Consider the following 15,336-nt stretch of genomic DNA (forward strand, 5'->3'; position numbering starts at 1 on the left):
TTGCGATCAAAGCTGAGGTTGGCGGACGCGCCGCCGAGGCTATTCTAGCGAGCTGCCCGACCGCCTGTGCGAACAAGCTCGCAGTTACCACGCGACAGCAGGTAAGCCGCCAGCCGTTGCGCTATAGTTGCAGCCCTCAAGAACACGCTGCCCAAGAGTCTTCTCTCCATGTTCAACAAAGGATTGTTGCTGGCCTGCGCGCTGGCATTGCTCAGTGCCTGTGATTCCTCGTCGAAGGACACCGCGGCCCCTGTCGAAAAGCCTGCGGCAACCGCGCCGGCCGCAGCCAAGGCGGCCAAGCGGGAAGACCCTGCCGTGCTCGCCAAGCGTTATGCAGGCCGCGAACTGACCGTGCTCGATGTCTCGGAAACCCAGCTCGACGGCGCCAGCGCGCTGTCGATCAGTTTCTCGGCGCCGCTCGATGCCAAGCAGGACTTCGCCAGCAAGGTGCACCTGGTCGACACCGTCAAAGGCAAGGTCGACGGCGCCTGGGAGCTTTCCGACAACCAGATGGAGTTGCGCCTGCGCCATCTTGAGCCGCAGCGAAAACTGGTGCTGACACTGGACAAGGGTTTGCTGTCGGTGAATGGCAACAGCCTTGCAGCCGAGTCGGTCAGCCGCCTGGAAACCCGCGACATGCAAGCCACCATCGGCTTTGCCAGCCGTGGCTCGTTGCTGCCGACGCGCCTGGCCGAGGGCTTGCCGGTCATCGCTCTGAACGTCGACAAGGTCGATGTCGAGTTCTTCCGCATCAAGCCGGAGATGCTCTCGACCTTCTTGGCCAACTGGGGCCGCAACAGCAGCCTGTACTACTACCAGTCCAAAGAAACCCTGGACATGGCCGAGTTGGTCTACGGCGGGCGCTTCGACCTCAACCCTGCCCGCAACACCCGCGAGACGGTGTTGCTGCCAATTGCCGGGATCAAGCCGCTGCAGGAGCCCGGCGTATACCTGGCGGTGATGCGTGCGTCGGGGACCTACGATTATTCTCAGCCAGCCACCCTGTTCACCCTGAGCGATATCGGCGTCTCGGCGCACCGTTACCGTGACCGCCTGGATGTGTTTGCCCAGGCGCTGGAAGGCGGCAAGGCGCTCAATGGCGTCAACCTCGAACTGCACGACGACAAGGGCAAGCTGCTGGCCCAGGCCAAGACCGACAGTGATGGCCATGCCCAGCTGCCGATCACCGACAAGGCCGATACCCTGATCGCCACCCAGGGCGTGCACACCACTCTGTTGCGGCTCAATACCGCCGCACTTGACCTGGCCGAGTTCGACATCACCGGGCCGCAGGCCAATCCGCTGCAGTTCTTCGTGTTCGGCCCGCGTGACCTCTATCGCCCGGGCGAAACCGTGCTGCTCAATGGCCTGCTGCGTGATCAGGATGGCAAACCGGTCAAGGCGCAGCCAGTCAGCGTCGAGGTGCGCCGGCCGGATGAGCAGGTCAGCCGCAAGTTCGTCTGGGAGGCCGATGCCAATGGCCTCTATCAATACCAGCTGCAACTGGCGAGCGAGGCACCGACAGGTCGCTGGCAGTTGCTGCTCGACCTCGGCGGTGGCCGTAAACAGGTATTCGAGATTCTCGTCGAAGACTTCCTGCCCGAGCGTCTGGCGCTTGAACTCAAGGGCAGCGCTACGCCGTTGAGCCCTGAGCAGACCGCGCAGATCAAGGTCAATGGCCGCTACCTGTATGGCGCCCCAGCAGCTGGCAACCGCCTCAGTGGCCAGGCCTACCTGCGGCCGCTGCGTGAAGCCGTGCCGGCGTTGCCCGGCTACCAGTTCGGATCGATCACCGAAACCGAGCTGAGTCAGGATCTGGAGCTGGACGAAGTCACCCTCGACCAGGCCGGCAAGGCCACCATCGACATCGAAAGCCGCTGGAGCGAAGCCCGTTCGCCGCTGCAGTTAAGCGTGCAGGCCAGCCTGCAGGAGTCCGGCGGCCGACCGATTACCCGCCGCCTTGAGCAACCGATCTGGCCGGCCGAACGCCTGCCTGGCCTGCGCGGCTTGTTCGACGGTGAAGAAACCGACGGCGATGGCCCGGTCGAATTCGAAGTGCTGGTAGCCGACCGCAACGGGGCCAAGCTGGCCGCCGACGACCTCAAGGTGCGGCTGATCCGTGAGCGCCGTGACTACTACTGGAACTACTCGCAGAGCGATGGCTGGAGCTACAACTACAACGAGAAGTACCTGACCCAGAGCGAAGAGACCGTCAGCGTCAAAGCCGGCTCTACCGCCAAGCTGAACTTCCAGGTCGAGTGGGGCCCGTACCGGGTCGAGGTTGAAGACCCGCAGACCGGGCTGGTGTCCAGTGCACGCTTCTGGGCCGGTTACCGCGCCCAGGACAATGCCGAGGGCGGCGCGGTGCGCCCGGATCAGGTCAAGCTCGCGCTGGACAAGCCGTCCTATGCCGACGGCGCCACGGCCAAGGTCACGGTCACACCGCCTGCAGCCGGCAGCGGCTACCTGATGATCGAATCCAGTGATGGCCCGCTGGGGTGGCAGGAAATCGACGTGCCCGCCGAAGGCAAGACCTTCGACGTGCAGTTGGACAAGAAGTGGGCGCGGCACGACCTGTACATCAGTGCGCTGGTGATTCGCCCGGGTGAGCGCAAGGCCAACGCCACGCCAAAACGGGCGGTCGGCGTGCTCCACCTGCCGCTGGATCGGGCCGAGCGCAAGCTGGCCCTGACCGTGCAGACGCCTGAGAAGATGCGTCCCAAGCAGCCCTTGACGGTCAAGTTCAAGGCCACTGCTGCTGACGGCAGTGTACCCAAACAGGTGCATGTGCTGCTCAGCGCGGTGGATGTCGGCATCCTCAATATCACCGACTTCAAGACCCCTGATCCTTTCGCCAGCCTGTTCGGGCGCAAGGCCTACGGCGCTGACCAACTGGATATCTACGGCCAGTTGATCGAAGCCGGACAGGGCCGTCTGGCCAGCCTGGCCTTTGGTGGTGACGCCGCACTGGCCAAGGGCGGCAAGCGCCCCAATACCACGGTGACCATCGTTGCCCAGCAAAGCCTGCCGGTGACCCTCAACGACAAGGGCGAGGGCGAAGCAACGGTCGATATCCCCGACTTCAACGGTGAACTGCGGATCATGGCCCAGGCCTGGAACGATGAGCAGTTTGGCATGGCCGAAGGCAAGACCGTGGTCGCCGCGCCGCTGATCGCCGAGCTGTCCGCTCCGCGCTTCCTCGCCGGTGGTGACCGCACCAGCCTGGCGCTGGATCTGGCCAACCTGTCCGGGCGCGCCCAGCAGCTGACGGTCGAACTCAACGGCGAAGGCCAGTTGAGCCTGGCGGCTGGCAGTCAGCAGAATGTTGCCCTGGCCGAGGGCCAGCGCAAAACGCTGATGATTCCGGTGCAGGCTTTGGGCGGTCTCGGCCAGGGCACCCTGCGCGTGCGCGTCAACGGCCTGCAACTACCGGGTGAAGCCGCCAGCAGCTTTGAGCGTGAGTGGAAACTGGGCGTGCGCCCGGCTTACCCGGCGATGCTCAAACACTACCGCGTGGCACTCAAGGATCAGCCGTGGAGCCTGCCGGAGAGCGATCTTGCTGAGTTCGAGCCGGCCGGCCTTGAGGCGAGCCTGGCCCTGTCGAGCCGGCCGCCGCTGAACCTGGCCGAGCAGATCCGTGCGCTCGAGGCCTACCCCTATGGCTGCCTGGAGCAGACCACCAGCGGCCTTTACCCGTCGCTCTACGCCGATGCCGAAAGCCTCAAGCGCCTCGGCATCAAGGGCGAGCCCGCCGATGTGCGCAAGCGCAAGATCGAGATGGGCATCGAGCATCTGTTGGGCATGCAGCGCTACAACGGTGGCTTTGGCCTGTGGAGCTCCGACAGTGAAGAAGAATACTGGCTGACCGCCTACGTTACCGACTTCCTCCTGCGTGCTCGCGAGCAGGGCTATGGCGTGCCGGCCGAAGCGCTGAAAAAGGCCAACGAGCGGCTGCTGCGGTATCTGCAGGAGCGCAACCTGATCGAGGTCAACTACAGCGACAACGCCGAGCACACCCGCTTTGCCGTGCAAGCCTACGCCGCCTTGGTACTGGCGCGCAGTCAGCAGGCGCCGCTGGGTGCCCTGCGCGCAGTGTTCGAGCGCCGTAGCGATGCCCGTTCCGGCCTGCCGCTGGTGCAGTTGGCCGTGGCACTGGACAAGATGGGCGACAAGCCACGTGCGCAGCAAGCGCTGCAAGCGGGCCTGGCGATCAGCCGCGGCAAGGGCTGGATGGCCGACTACGGCAGTGCCGTGCGCGACCAAGCGTTGATCCTCGCCTTGCTCCAGGAAAACAACCTGGCCGCCAATCAGGTTGATCAGCGCCTGTTTGCCTTGTCTGACGAACTGGCCGCCAACCGCTGGTTGTCGACCCAGGAGCGCAATGCGCTGTTCCTCGCCGGCCGCGGCCTGCTGGGTAAACCTGAAGGCAAGTGGCAGGCGCGGCTGGACAGCGCCGGTGAGGTGCGCGAGTTCAACAACGTTGAGTCAGGGATGAAGCTCGAAGGGCCGTTGCTGGCATCGCCGCTGACCTTGCAGAACCAGGGCAGTGAAACCCTTTATCAGCAACTGACCCTGTCCGGTTACCCACGCCAGGCGCCGCCGGCCAGCAGTAACGGTATGGAGATCCGCCGCGAGTATCTGGGCATGAATGGCCAGCCGCTGGATCTGCGCAATCTGCGTAGCGGTGAGCTGGTGCTGGTGCACCTGGCCCTGCGTGCCTCGACCCAGGTGCCGGATGCACTGGTGGTTGACCTGTTGCCGGCGGGCCTTGAGCTGGAAAACCAGAACCTGGCGCAGAGCGCAGCCAGCCTGGACAACGCCAGCAGTGCGGTTAAGGAATGGCGCGAGTCGATGCAGAACGCCAGCGTGGTGCATCAGGAGTACCGTGATGACCGCTATGTCGCTGCGCTGAAGCTGGACAGCTACGGCACTACCCACCTGTTGTATCTGGCCCGTGCCGTGACTCCGGGTACCTATCGGGTGCCGCCGCCGCAGGTTGAGTCGATGTATCGGCCGAATCTGCAGGCGGTGGGTGAGAGTCAGGGGGATATGACGGTCAAGGGGCGCTGAAGCGGATTTTTACGCCTTGCTCGAGATCGCCGGGGCTGCTTTGCAGCCCTTCGCGGGTGAACCCGCTCCCACAGGTCACGGACGGCTTACGCGGTCCGTGTAGGAGCGGCCTCGCCGGGGCGCCGGACCGGTCGGAAAGGCGGGCGCAGCCCTCCCGGCAATCTCCAGTCAATGAATGATCCAGCTCATAACCCACAACCCCAACACAAGCCAGATGATCCCGGCAATGACCGAGGCGCGCATGAACGCGCGGATTGCCGAGTACAACAGCAGCAAACCGACGATCAAGGCGAGGATGCTGACCAGCGAGGTATCCATGCCCAGCGTGCGCGCCAGCCCGTCGATGAAATTGCCGCCGGCATTGGCCAGCAGATTGAACAGCCCGCTCAAGCCATCGACAATGAAGCGGATCACCGCCCCCAGTGCCTGCCCCAGCCATTCAAAAAAACCTTCTACATGCATAGTCGCGTCCTGATGATCATTCCAAGGCTTTGGCCATTACCTGGCCAGGTCGGTTCCCCATGCCAAGCTTAATACGCCCGCGCCATCGTGCGCTGCGTGTATTGCAAGCCAGTATTGCCGGTGCACTGCTGCTGGTCGCCTTGCTCTGGCTGGCCGATCGCATCTGGCCGCTGCCGCTGCCGGCCGACGACCTCGCCCGGGTGGTCCTGGCCGAGGATGGTACGCCGCTCTGGCGCTTCGCCGATGCCGATGGCGTATGGCGTTATCCGGTCAGCCCCGATGAAGTGTCGCCACTGTACCTGCAAGCGCTGCTGACCTATGAGGACCGCTGGTTCTATCGCCATCCCGGGGTCAACCCGCTGGCTTTGGCGCGGGCTGCCTGGCTCAACCTCAGCGGTGGCCGGGTGGTGTCCGGCGGCAGCACCCTGTCGATGCAGGTGGCGCGCCTGCTCGATCCGCATGAGCGGACCCTGTCCGGCAAGTCGCGGCAACTGTGGCGCACGTTGCAGCTGGAATGGCACCTGTCGAAGCAGCAGATCCTGCAGATCTACCTGAACCGGGCGCCCTTTGGCGGCACCCTGCAAGGCGTTGCCGCGGCCAGTTGGGCTTATCTGGGCAAGTCACCGAAACAGCTCACCCCAGCCGAAGCGGCCTTGCTTGCGGTGCTGCCCCAGGCCCCCAGCCGGCTGCGCCCGGACCGTCATCCGCAGCGTGCGCAGCAGGCCCGCGACAAGGTCTTGCAGCGCCTAGGCGAGTACCAGGTATGGTCAGCCCAGCAAGTCGCCGAGGCCCGTGAAGAGCCGTTGCTGCTCGCCCCGCGCCAGGAGCCGGCACTGGCGCCACTGCTGGCACGGCGACTGAACACGGCGAACAGCCCGCCGCTGATCCGCACCACCCTGGATGCCTCGCTGCAGCGCCGGCTCGAAGACCTGCTGCTGGGCTGGCGCGCACGCCTGCCGGAGCGCACCTCGGCGGCGATCCTGGTGGTCGAGACACAAACCATGGCAACGCGTGCCTACATCGGCTCGATCGACATCGGCGACGCTCGCCGCTTTGGTCATGTGGATATGGTGCACGCCCTGCGCTCGCCCGGCTCGACCTTGAAACCGTTCCTGTATGGCATGGCTCTGGACGATGGCTTGATCCACTCCGAATCCCTTTTGCAGGATGTGCCGCGGCGCTATGGCGACTACCGGCCGGGCAACTTCTCGATGGGTTTCAGCGGCCCGGTGTCGGCCAGTTCGGCGCTGGCGTTATCGCTCAACCTGCCCGCCGTGCAACTGCTCGAAGCCTACGGCCCCAAGCGTTTTGCTGCGCAGATGCGCATGGGCGGCATGCCGTTGATACTGCCGCCGCTGGCCGAGCCCAACCTGTCGCTGATCCTCGGTGGCGCCGGCAGCCGGCTGGAAGATCTGGTCGGCGGTTATGCAGCCCTGGCCCGGGCCGGGCAGAGCGCCCAGGTACGCCTGCAACCACAGGATCCGCTGCTCGAACGGCGGCTGCTATCGCCGGGGGCGGCGTGGATCATCCGGCGGATTCTCAGCGGCCAGGCGCGGCCGGACCGCGACCCGCACGCCGAACTGGTGCAGCGCCCGCAACTGGCCTGGAAGACCGGCACCAGCTATGGCTTTCGGGATGCCTGGTCGGTCGGGGTCGGCCCGCGTTACCTGATCGGGGTGTGGATTGGCCGCCCCGATGGTACCCCGGTGCCGGGCCAGTTCGGCCTGGCCTCGGCGGCGCCGCTGATGCTGCAAGTGCACGATCTGCTGAGCAACCGCGACAGCCAGCGCGGTATCCGCCCACCGGTGGAGCAGGTGCCGGCGTCGGTCGGGTTGGCTGCGATCTGCTGGCCGCTTGGCCAGCCCATGTCGCGCCAAGACCCGAACTGCCGGCGCCAGCGCTTCGCCTGGACCCTCGACGGCACCACGCCGCCGACCTTGCAGGCGGCAGACCAGCCGCTCGGCCTCGGCCTGCGCGACACGGTCTGGGTCAACCCGCAGGGGTTGCGTGTAGATGCCAGTTGCCCAGGTGCCATCGCGCAACAGATCGCGCTGTGGCCAGCACCATTGGAGCCTTGGCTGGCGCGGGTCGAACGGCGTGCAGCGCGGTTGCCGGCAATTGACCCGAGCTGTCCGCCGCAGGTGCCAGCCAGCGCGCCGCCGCTGTCGATCGTCGGCGTGCGCAACGGCGATAACCTGCGCCATCCACGGACCAGCAACGAGCCGTTGCAGCTCTATGTATCGGCACTTGGAGGTGGTGGCCAACGCTGGTGGTTCCGCAACGGCCAGCCGCTGGGCGAAACCTCCGGCCAGGACAGCCTGCTGGTGCGCTTCGAACAGGTCGGGCGGGTCGAACTGAGCGTGCTCGATGAAAGCGGCGAGACGGCGCGGGTCGAATTTCAGGTAGATGCCGGTGGCTGAGTGCTGAGCAGCTTGCCGCGTGGGCCCGCATGAATCATCTGTCGCGACTCTAGCCGACCGATTGCATGCGTGGCTTGGGGAACAGGTTGTCCAGGGTTTCCAGCAGGCGGGCGTGATAGATCGGCTTGCGGAACAGGTCCAGCACATGCAGGCGCAGCAGGTCGCTGACATCGTCCATATCGGCATGCCCGGACATCACGATCACCGGCAGGTGCTGCCTTGCGGTGTGATCGCGCAGGCGTTTGATCAAGGCGATGCCGTTCTCCTCGGGCATACGCAGATCGGTGATCACCAGGGCCATGTCCGGATGCTGGGTGAGCAGCACCAGCGCGGCCTTGACCGAGTTGGCGGTGTGGCAGGTGAACCCCTCGTTCTCGAGCAGCTCGGCCAGCTCCAGCAGGGCCTCTTCCTCATCGTCGACCAGAAGAATCTGTTGACGCAAGGAAGAAGTCAGCATGGATCGCTCCTGGTCGCTTGAGAGTGCGCAGCAGAATTGAGGGTTGGGCTACTCAACGGGTAATTGCAGTCTGGATGGTTGTCATCAACGCTGTTACCTGGGTCGATATCGGCGTGACGAACGCGGCCAGGGCCACGGCCACCATCGCCGCGATCACTGCGTACTCGATACCCGAGGCGCCGTCCTTGCTTTCGATAAAGGTTTTGCAGCGGGTATAGATCTTCAACAGCAACATGGCACATCTCCTTGCGCGGTGGGCGCCGATGGCGGGGCGGCGTGCAGTGATACCCCTTTGCCATCAGAGCATCGTCAAACTGTGCAGACCTGCAAATGTAAGAAGGCGTTAACTACAAAGTATTAGGTTTGAGCAGCCGCCCTAAATCCCTGTTTTTGTTAAGCGTCAATTTGTCGGCTGCAAATTCCCCCCCGTATTCATGGCGAAATAGCCGCCCTGCGCTACCGTGCAATAGCGAAATAGTTACTTTTGGCCATCATAGTTTTCCAGGGACGGGGGAGCGTTAATGAGCAGTCGCTTGACCATGATCCTCGCCGGTCTGTTCTTGCTGGCAGCGCTGCTCGCCGGCTATTGGGGGCTGATGCTGAGCCGCCCGGCCGAGTCTGTCGACGCACCGCCGGTGGTCGAGACCAGCGCGCCGCCAGTTGCTGCTCCGGCGCCGGTAGCCGTGCCGGAGCCTACGCGTTTCCCCATCGTGATTATGGCTCGGCAGGTGCCGGCCAACACACCACTTAGGGCTGAAGATGTGCTGATCGAGCGTTTGCAGGTGGTCCCTGCTGGCGCCTTCAGCCAGCTCGAACAGGTACTTGGGCGCAGCAGCGCGCGACCCCTGCCGCAGGGCTTGTGGCTGGATGAACAAAGTTTTCAGAGCGGTGGCCCGCTGGCGCGGATGATCCGTCGGCATGAGCGCGCCGTCGCGTTGGCGGTAGACGATGTGATCGGCGCGGCAGGGCAGTTGCGCCCGGGCGATTACGTCGATGTGCTGCTGTTTCTGCGCGAAGAAAACAACAATCCACAGGCGTCGGCGCAAGTCGTGCTGCCCGCGCTGCGGGTGCTCAGCGTCGGTGAACAGACCGGCCTGGCCAATGACGGCCGACCTGCGCAAAGCGCCGATGAGCAGCAAGCGCGGCGCGATGCGCTGGGCACCGGTGGCACCCGCACCGTGGCCCTGGCCGTGCCCGAGGCGCTGGCCAGCCGATTGATGCTAGCCGCCCAGGCCGGCACTTTGCGCCTGGCGGTGCGCAGCGCCGATGAGCAGCTGCTGGCCGGTTACTGGGCCGAGCGCCAGGCCGAACCACAGTTGCAAAGCGCCAACCGCGAGCTGTTCCGGTTCAGTCAATTGTCGCAGGTGCCGCCAGCCAAGGCCGCCCCCAGTGGCGCTGTAGCCGGCATGCAGATCATTCGTGGCGCCCACAACCAAGCGCCAGCCAACACCCCCTGACCCAGCAAGGATGCAGCCATGCGTAGTTCCTCGCGGTTATTCACTCCGTTGTGCCTGGCGTTGACGCTGGTCGGCGCCGTGCCTTGGGCACAGGCGGCCGACAAAGGCTGCGCAGCGGTGGCCGAGTTGCCTTCGGTGATCGAGATGGACCAAGGCTTGCAGCAGGAACTGCGCCTGCCGTTGGCCATCAGCCGTGTGGCGATCGGCGAACCGAAGGTGGCCGACGTGCAGGCCAGTGGCCCGCGCGCGGTATTGCTGACGGCGCTTGCACCTGGCAGCACCAGCCTGATGCTGTGGACGGCCTGCGCGGCGGCGCCGCACCGGGCGATGCTGTTCGTCAAGGGCAACGCCTCGGTGGACATGGCGCTGCCCGCGCAGGATGAGCAACTGCCGATCCAGGTGCAGGCCGACATCCGCTTTGTCGAAGTGCATCGCAGCAAATACAAGGAAGCCGGCGCGCGGTTGTTCTTCAGTGGTTCGAACAACAGCCTGATCGGCTCGCCAGGCAGTGTGCCGGGCGTCAATGTCTCGCCGGGCAACGTGCCGGTGGCGCGGCCGCTGATCCCGCTCAACGACAATGTCTTCAACATCGTCTGGGGTGGTGGCAGCAGCCGCTTTCTGGCAGCCATCAGCGCCCTGGAAAACAGTGGGTTCGCCTACACCCTGGCCCGCCCCAGCCTGACCGTGCTCAGCGGCCTGACCGCAAGTTTTCTCGCCGGTGGCGAAATCCCCATTCCGGTGCCGAGCGCCGGCAGCGACAACGTGTCGATCGAGTATAAGGAGTTCGGCGTGCGCCTAGCGCTGACGCCGACGGTGGTCAGCCGCGATCGCATCACCCTCAAGGTGGCGCCTGAGGTCAGCGAGTTGGACTACAACAATGCCGTGAATATCGCCGGTACCTTGGTGCCGGGACTGAGTGTGCGGCGTACCGACACCAGCATTTCCCTGGCCGATGGCGAGAGCTTCATCATCAGCGGGCTGGTCAGCAGCAATACCCGCTCTTCTGTCGACAAGCTGCCTGGGCTTGGCAACCTGCCTGTGCTTGGTGCGTTCTTTCGTCAGTCGGCGTTGGTGCGCGAAGAGACCGAGCTGCTGATGATCGTCACCCCCCACCTGGTCCAGCCCTTGGCCGCCAACGCCCGCCTGCCGGAGTTGCCCGGCGAAAGTCTGCGCAGTTACGACCCCAGCTGGGGCCGGTTGTTTTTCATGGAAAACGGCAACTTCGACGGCCGAAGCGGGTTATCACGATGACTGACAGCCTCAACCAGACCTTCCTGGCGATCACCCGTAACGAAGAAGACCTGCACTGGTTGCAGGGCGCCCTGGCGCCGCTCGGCCAGGTCATCGGCGCCAGTGGCGGCAGCCTCGATGAACTGCTGGCACTGGTCGACGTGACCTTCAGCAACCTGGTGTTCATCGGCCTGGACCGTGAGCAGTTGGTCAACCAGTGCGCGCTGATAGAAGGCGTACTCGAGGCCAAGCCGATGCTGGCCATCGTTGCCCTTGGCGACGGCATGGACAACCAGCTGGTGCTGCACGCCATGCGCGCCGGGGCGCGAGACTTCGTTGCCTACGGTTCGCGCTCGAGTGAAGTTGCCGGGCTGGTGCGGCGGCTCGGCAAACGCCTGCCGGCGGTGTCCAGCAACCCAAGCCTTGGCGGCCTCACTGTGCTCTATGGCGCCCAGCGCGGAGCCGACGGCGCCTTGCTCACCACCCACCTGGCGCGGGTAGTCCAGGACAGCGGCCAGCAGACCCTGCTGCTCGACCTGGGCCTGCCGCGTGGCGACAGCCTGGCCTTGCTCGGGCTGGAAGCCTCGTTCTTTTTTGGCGATGCCTTGCGCCACCTGCGTCGCCTCGACACGGCGCTGATCGACAGCGCCTTCAGCCGCGACAACAGTGGCCTGCGCATCCTTGCCTACGCCGATACCGACGAACCCCTGCGCAACACCAGCGCCGCCGAGCTGTACATGCTGCTCAGCGCCCTGCGCCAGCACTTCCAGCATATCGTCGTCAACCTGACCGGGCAGGCCGACAGCGAAGCTCTGCGCACCATCATCAGCCACTGCGACAAGCTGATCGTGTATACCGACCAGAACATCCTCGACTGCCGGCGCAACCTGGAAGTGCTCGATCAATGGCGCGACCGCGGCATCAAGCTGGAGCACGCCAGCCTGCTGGTCGACCGCTACCTACGCAACCTGGCGCCGGATGCCGATGCCCTGGCCAAGCGCTATGGCTTGCCGCTGCTCAAGGCACTGCCGTACAGCCCGGAGCTGCGCCTGAACGCCAAGAATCAGGGCTTGAGCCTGTTCGAGCTGGCCCCGCGCGAGGCCCTCACACAAGCCTTGCACAGCCTTGGCGAGCGCCTGGCGCATCGCTCCGAGAGCCTTGAGCGACCGACCCTGACCTGGCTGCGCCGCCTGTGGTGGAGCAAATGAGCGGCGACGAGCTGTTCGGTGGGCCACGCCATGCTGCGGCCGAACCGCAGGCGCTCAAGCGCGCGCTGCACCGGCATGTGATCGACAGCATCGAAGACAGCGGTCGCAGCCTGCTCGAAGGCGCCCGACCGGCGCTGACCCAGTTCGTCTACGAGCAGGTCGGTGACTATGTCGCGCGCCTGCGCCTGGCCCTGTCGCGCTATGAAATGGAGCGCATGGCCGAGGAACTGGTCGACGAGCTGACCGGCTATGGCCCGCTGGAAGTGCTGCTGCGCGACCCCAGCGTGACCGAAATCCTGGTCAACGGGCCGCACCGGGTATTTGTCGAGCGCGCCGGTCTGCTGCAACTGACCGACCTGCGCTTCATCGACGCGCAGCATGTCGAGCGGGTCATGCAGCGCATCCTTGCGCCACTCGGGCGGCGCCTGGATGAATCATCGCCAATGGTTGATGCGCGCCTGCCGGATGGCAGCCGGGTCAACGCGATCATCCCGCCGGTGGCGCTGGATGGGCCGTGCCTGTCGATTCGCAAGTTTCGCAGCGACATGCTCAAGGGCGCCGACCTGCTTGCCACCCGGGCCATCGACCAGGCCATCTTCGACTTCCTCGAACGGGCGGTGGGCCGGCGCTGCAATATCCTCGTCAGCGGCGGTACCGGTACCGGCAAGACCACCCTGCTGAATATCCTCAGCCAGATGATCGCCCCGCAGGAGCGTCTGGTGACCATCGAGGATGTGGCCGAGCTGCAACTGCATCACCCCCATGTGGTGCGCCTGGAGACGCGCCCGCCGAATGTCGAAGGGCATGGCGAGATCAAGTCCAGCGAGCTGATCCGCAACGCCCTGCGCATGCGGCCTGACCGCATACTGCTCGGTGAGATCCGTGGCGGCGAAGTGCTCGACGTACTGACCGCGATGAACACCGGGCATGACGGCTCGATGAGCACGGTGCACGCCAACACTGCCCAGGACGCCTTGCTGCGGCTGGAGACGCTGGTCGGCCTGAGTGGCCGGCAGATTGCCGAGAAGACCCTGCGCCAGATGATCTGCGCCGCGCTCGACGTGGTCATCCAGCTGACCCGCCTGGCCGATGGCCGGCGCTGTGTCAGCGAGGTGCTGGAAGTGGTCGGGGTGCGCGACGACGTCTACGTCACCAACACCTTGTTCCGCCTCGACCGGCGTGGCGGCGATGTGTTCTTGCGCGATGCGCCGAACCCCGCCGGGGCCAAGCTGCGCAATGACGGTGTGCTGTGAGCGGGGCGCTGCTGCTGGCCCTGTCGCCCCTGCTGCTGGGGGTGGCACTGTTGCTGTTGCGCCAGGGCCTGTACAAGCGCGGCGAAGAGCGCACCTTGCTGCGTCTGGGCCGCGCTTTTCGCCTGGTGCGCAGCGGCAAGGCACGCCGCGACTGGTTCGATCCGCTGCTGCAACGTGCAGGTTTCGACACCGCGCAGTTCAACCCCAAACCGTGGCTGCTGGGCTGGCTGGCCGGGGTCATCGTCGCGCAACTGGCAGCGGGCTGGACGGCGGCACTGATGTTTGCGCTGAGTGTGCCTGTGCTGGGCCGGCTGTACCTGAGCTGGCGCTATCGGCGTCGAGTGCGTTTGATCATCGAGCAACTGCCCGGTCTGCTCGACTACAGCGTGCGCAGCCTCAAGGCCGGCCGCACCCTCAATGACGCTGTGCTCGGCGGTATCGACGGTACGCGCGAGCCGTTGCAGTCGGCCATGCAGCGGGTGCGCCGCAATGTGCGCCTGGGGGTGAGCCTGGACGTTGCCGTCAGCGAGCTGGCCGAGCTGTACGATCAGGCCGAGCTGCGCCTGTTTGCCATGGGCCTGCGCATCAATCAGCAGTACGGCGGCAATGCCAGCGAGCTGATGGAAAACCTGATCAAGTTGATCCGCGAGCGTGAGCAGGGCGCACGCCAGCTCAAGGCCATGACCGGCGAAACCCGCGTGACGGCGTGCATCCTCGGCGCGCTGCCGCTGACCATGGTCGGCTATTTCTTGCTCGGTAATCCCAGTTACCTGCTGGGGATGTGGCGCGACAGTCAGGGCCAAATGCTGTTGTTGCTGGCGTTTGCCCTGCAGCTGCTCGGCTGCCTGGTGCTATGGCGCATGATGAGGAGCCTGTGAGCGCGGCCTGGCTGTTGTGTGCGCTGTGCCTGTTGGCCGGCTGCGGCCTGCTGGCTGCGCACTTGCTGCGCCGGCTGCGCACGCGCTTGCTGATTGCCCGGCGCTTGCAGGGCCAGCTGGCGCAGCAAGAACGTTTTGGTGACTGGCTGCAATGGCTGGGTAGCAGTGGCCTGGGCCGGCGCCTGCAAAAACTCGATGGCGAAACCCAGACCTTGCTCGATCGCCTGGGCTGGCGCCGCAGCCGCCAGCGCGCACTGTTTGCGGCGGTGCAACTGGGTCTGCCGCTGCTGGCGGTGGTGGTGGCGCTGCTGCTGCAGCATGGCGTGGACGGGGTTTGGGCCGGCCACTGGCTGGTGCTGCCGCTGTGCGCGTTGGGCGTGGGTTATCTGCTGCCCAAGCGATTTCTGGCGGTGGCCGCCGCGCGTCGTCAGCAGCGGATCGCCCATGAAGTCAGCTTGCTGATCCCGTTGCTGCGCATCCTCTTCGAGACCGGGCTGACCGTCGAGCAGGCGCTGCGGGTGTTGAGCCAGGAGGGCCGCACCCTGGTGCCGCAGATCAGCGAAGAGTTGCGCCTGATCCTGCAACGGGTCGACTCCGGCCTGACCCTGGCCAGCGAGCTGGAGAAAACCGCGAACCTGCTGGCCGTCGACGAGTTCAGCGACACCTGCGTGATTCTGCGCCAGCTGCTGGTACAGGGCAGCGGTGCATTGAAGTCGCTGCTGGCGCTGAAAACCCTGCTCGATGACCGGCGCCTGACACGCCTGCAAGAGCGTGTATCGAAGATGTCGGCAAAGATGTCGGCAGTGATGATGGTGTTTCTGTTCCCGGCTTTGCTGATCGTGCTGGCGGGGCCGGGTTTGACTGCGTTGGCACGGGCATTGGGCTCGTGAGGGGAGGGCTG

11 protein-coding genes are annotated in these 15,336 nt (G+C 65.2%); 8 read left to right on the top strand and 3 right to left on the bottom strand.

The annotated features are described in order from the left end of the window. The first annotated feature begins 168 nt into the window (after window positions 1-168). The gene (locus ACQZ2L_RS20680) at window positions 169-5,070 is read left to right on the top strand and encodes an alpha-2-macroglobulin family protein (protein ID WP_430327633.1); all 4,902 of its coding nucleotides are present in this window, start codon (window positions 169-171) and stop codon (window positions 5,068-5,070) included. A 168-nt stretch (window positions 5,071-5,238) separates the two neighbouring features. Here the strand turns inward: ACQZ2L_RS20680 and ACQZ2L_RS20685 are convergent, their stop codons facing one another. Next, complete coding sequence (locus ACQZ2L_RS20685) at window positions 5,239-5,532, bottom strand: hypothetical protein (protein WP_430327634.1); 294 nt, start codon at window positions 5,530-5,532, stop codon at window positions 5,239-5,241. A gap of 59 nt (window positions 5,533-5,591) precedes the next feature. Between ACQZ2L_RS20685 and pbpC the strand changes: the two genes are divergently transcribed. Continuing rightward, window positions 5,592-7,952 (top strand): peptidoglycan glycosyltransferase PbpC, encoded by a 2,361-nt coding sequence (gene pbpC, locus ACQZ2L_RS20690; RefSeq protein WP_430327635.1) that lies wholly within the window; start codon window positions 5,592-5,594, stop codon window positions 7,950-7,952. Between the two features lie 49 nt (window positions 7,953-8,001). Here the strand turns inward: pbpC and ACQZ2L_RS20695 are convergent, their stop codons facing one another. Both ACQZ2L_RS20695 and ACQZ2L_RS20700 read right to left on the bottom strand, forming a co-directional pair. Next, window positions 8,002-8,409, bottom strand: coding sequence for a response regulator (locus ACQZ2L_RS20695; RefSeq protein WP_101316108.1), 408 nt, complete (start codon window positions 8,407-8,409; stop codon window positions 8,002-8,004). Window positions 8,410-8,461: 52 nt separating this feature from the next. Beyond that, entirely contained in the window at window positions 8,462-8,644 is a 183-nt protein-coding gene (locus ACQZ2L_RS20700) for a Flp family type IVb pilin (RefSeq protein WP_101316110.1), read from the bottom strand. 286 nt (window positions 8,645-8,930) lie between these two features. Between ACQZ2L_RS20700 and cpaB the strand changes: the two genes are divergently transcribed. From cpaB to ACQZ2L_RS20730, 6 genes are read left to right on the top strand one after another with little or no spacing between them, the layout of a single operon-like run. Then, a complete protein-coding gene (cpaB, locus tag ACQZ2L_RS20705; protein WP_430327636.1) occupies window positions 8,931-9,866 on the top strand; it encodes a Flp pilus assembly protein CpaB in 936 nt (311 codons plus the stop codon). Between the two features lie 18 nt (window positions 9,867-9,884). After that, entirely contained in the window at window positions 9,885-11,117 is a 1,233-nt protein-coding gene (locus tag ACQZ2L_RS20710; protein WP_430327637.1) for a type II and III secretion system protein family protein, read from the top strand. Then, window positions 11,114-12,304 (top strand): pilus assembly protein, encoded by a 1,191-nt coding sequence (locus ACQZ2L_RS20715; RefSeq protein ID WP_430327638.1) that lies wholly within the window; start codon window positions 11,114-11,116, stop codon window positions 12,302-12,304. The genes ACQZ2L_RS20710 and ACQZ2L_RS20715 overlap by 4 nt, the downstream gene beginning before the upstream one ends. After that, window positions 12,301-13,557 (top strand): CpaF family protein, encoded by a 1,257-nt coding sequence (locus ACQZ2L_RS20720; protein ID WP_150571458.1) that lies wholly within the window; start codon window positions 12,301-12,303, stop codon window positions 13,555-13,557. Before ACQZ2L_RS20715 ends, ACQZ2L_RS20720 begins: the two co-directional genes overlap by 4 nt. Next, window positions 13,554-14,435, top strand: coding sequence for a type II secretion system F family protein (locus tag ACQZ2L_RS20725; protein WP_430327639.1), 882 nt, complete (start codon window positions 13,554-13,556; stop codon window positions 14,433-14,435). Before ACQZ2L_RS20720 ends, ACQZ2L_RS20725 begins: the two co-directional genes overlap by 4 nt. Further along, entirely contained in the window at window positions 14,411-15,325 is a 915-nt protein-coding gene (locus ACQZ2L_RS20730) for a type II secretion system F family protein (protein WP_430327640.1), read from the top strand. Before ACQZ2L_RS20725 ends, ACQZ2L_RS20730 begins: the two co-directional genes overlap by 25 nt. Window positions 15,326-15,336 lie beyond the last annotated feature (11 nt).

The sequence above is a fragment of the Pseudomonas shirazensis genome, assembly GCF_050496565.1.
Taxonomy (GTDB): Bacteria; Pseudomonadota; Gammaproteobacteria; order Pseudomonadales; family Pseudomonadaceae; genus Aquipseudomonas; species Aquipseudomonas shirazensis_A.

Excerpts from the sequence above, each read along its gene's own strand:
- cpaB (WP_430327636.1), top strand. The coding sequence starts at position 8,931 with ATGAGCAGTCGCTTGACCATGATCCTCGCCGGTCTGTTCTTGCTGGCA.
- ACQZ2L_RS20700 (WP_101316110.1), bottom strand. The coding sequence starts at position 8,644 with ATGTTGCTGTTGAAGATCTATACCCGCTGCAAAACCTTTATCGAAAGC.
- ACQZ2L_RS20730 (WP_430327640.1), top strand. The coding sequence starts at position 14,411 with ATGGCGCATGATGAGGAGCCTGTGAGCGCGGCCTGGCTGTTGTGTGCG.
- pbpC (WP_430327635.1), top strand. The coding sequence starts at position 5,592 with ATGCCAAGCTTAATACGCCCGCGCCATCGTGCGCTGCGTGTATTGCAA.
- ACQZ2L_RS20695 (WP_101316108.1), bottom strand. The coding sequence starts at position 8,409 with ATGCTGACTTCTTCCTTGCGTCAACAGATTCTTCTGGTCGACGATGAG.
- ACQZ2L_RS20680 (WP_430327633.1), top strand. The coding sequence starts at position 169 with ATGTTCAACAAAGGATTGTTGCTGGCCTGCGCGCTGGCATTGCTCAGT.
- ACQZ2L_RS20715 (WP_430327638.1), top strand. The coding sequence starts at position 11,114 with ATGACTGACAGCCTCAACCAGACCTTCCTGGCGATCACCCGTAACGAA.
- ACQZ2L_RS20710 (WP_430327637.1), top strand. The coding sequence starts at position 9,885 with ATGCGTAGTTCCTCGCGGTTATTCACTCCGTTGTGCCTGGCGTTGACG.
- ACQZ2L_RS20720 (WP_150571458.1), top strand. The coding sequence starts at position 12,301 with ATGAGCGGCGACGAGCTGTTCGGTGGGCCACGCCATGCTGCGGCCGAA.
- ACQZ2L_RS20685 (WP_430327634.1), bottom strand. The coding sequence starts at position 5,532 with ATGCATGTAGAAGGTTTTTTTGAATGGCTGGGGCAGGCACTGGGGGCG.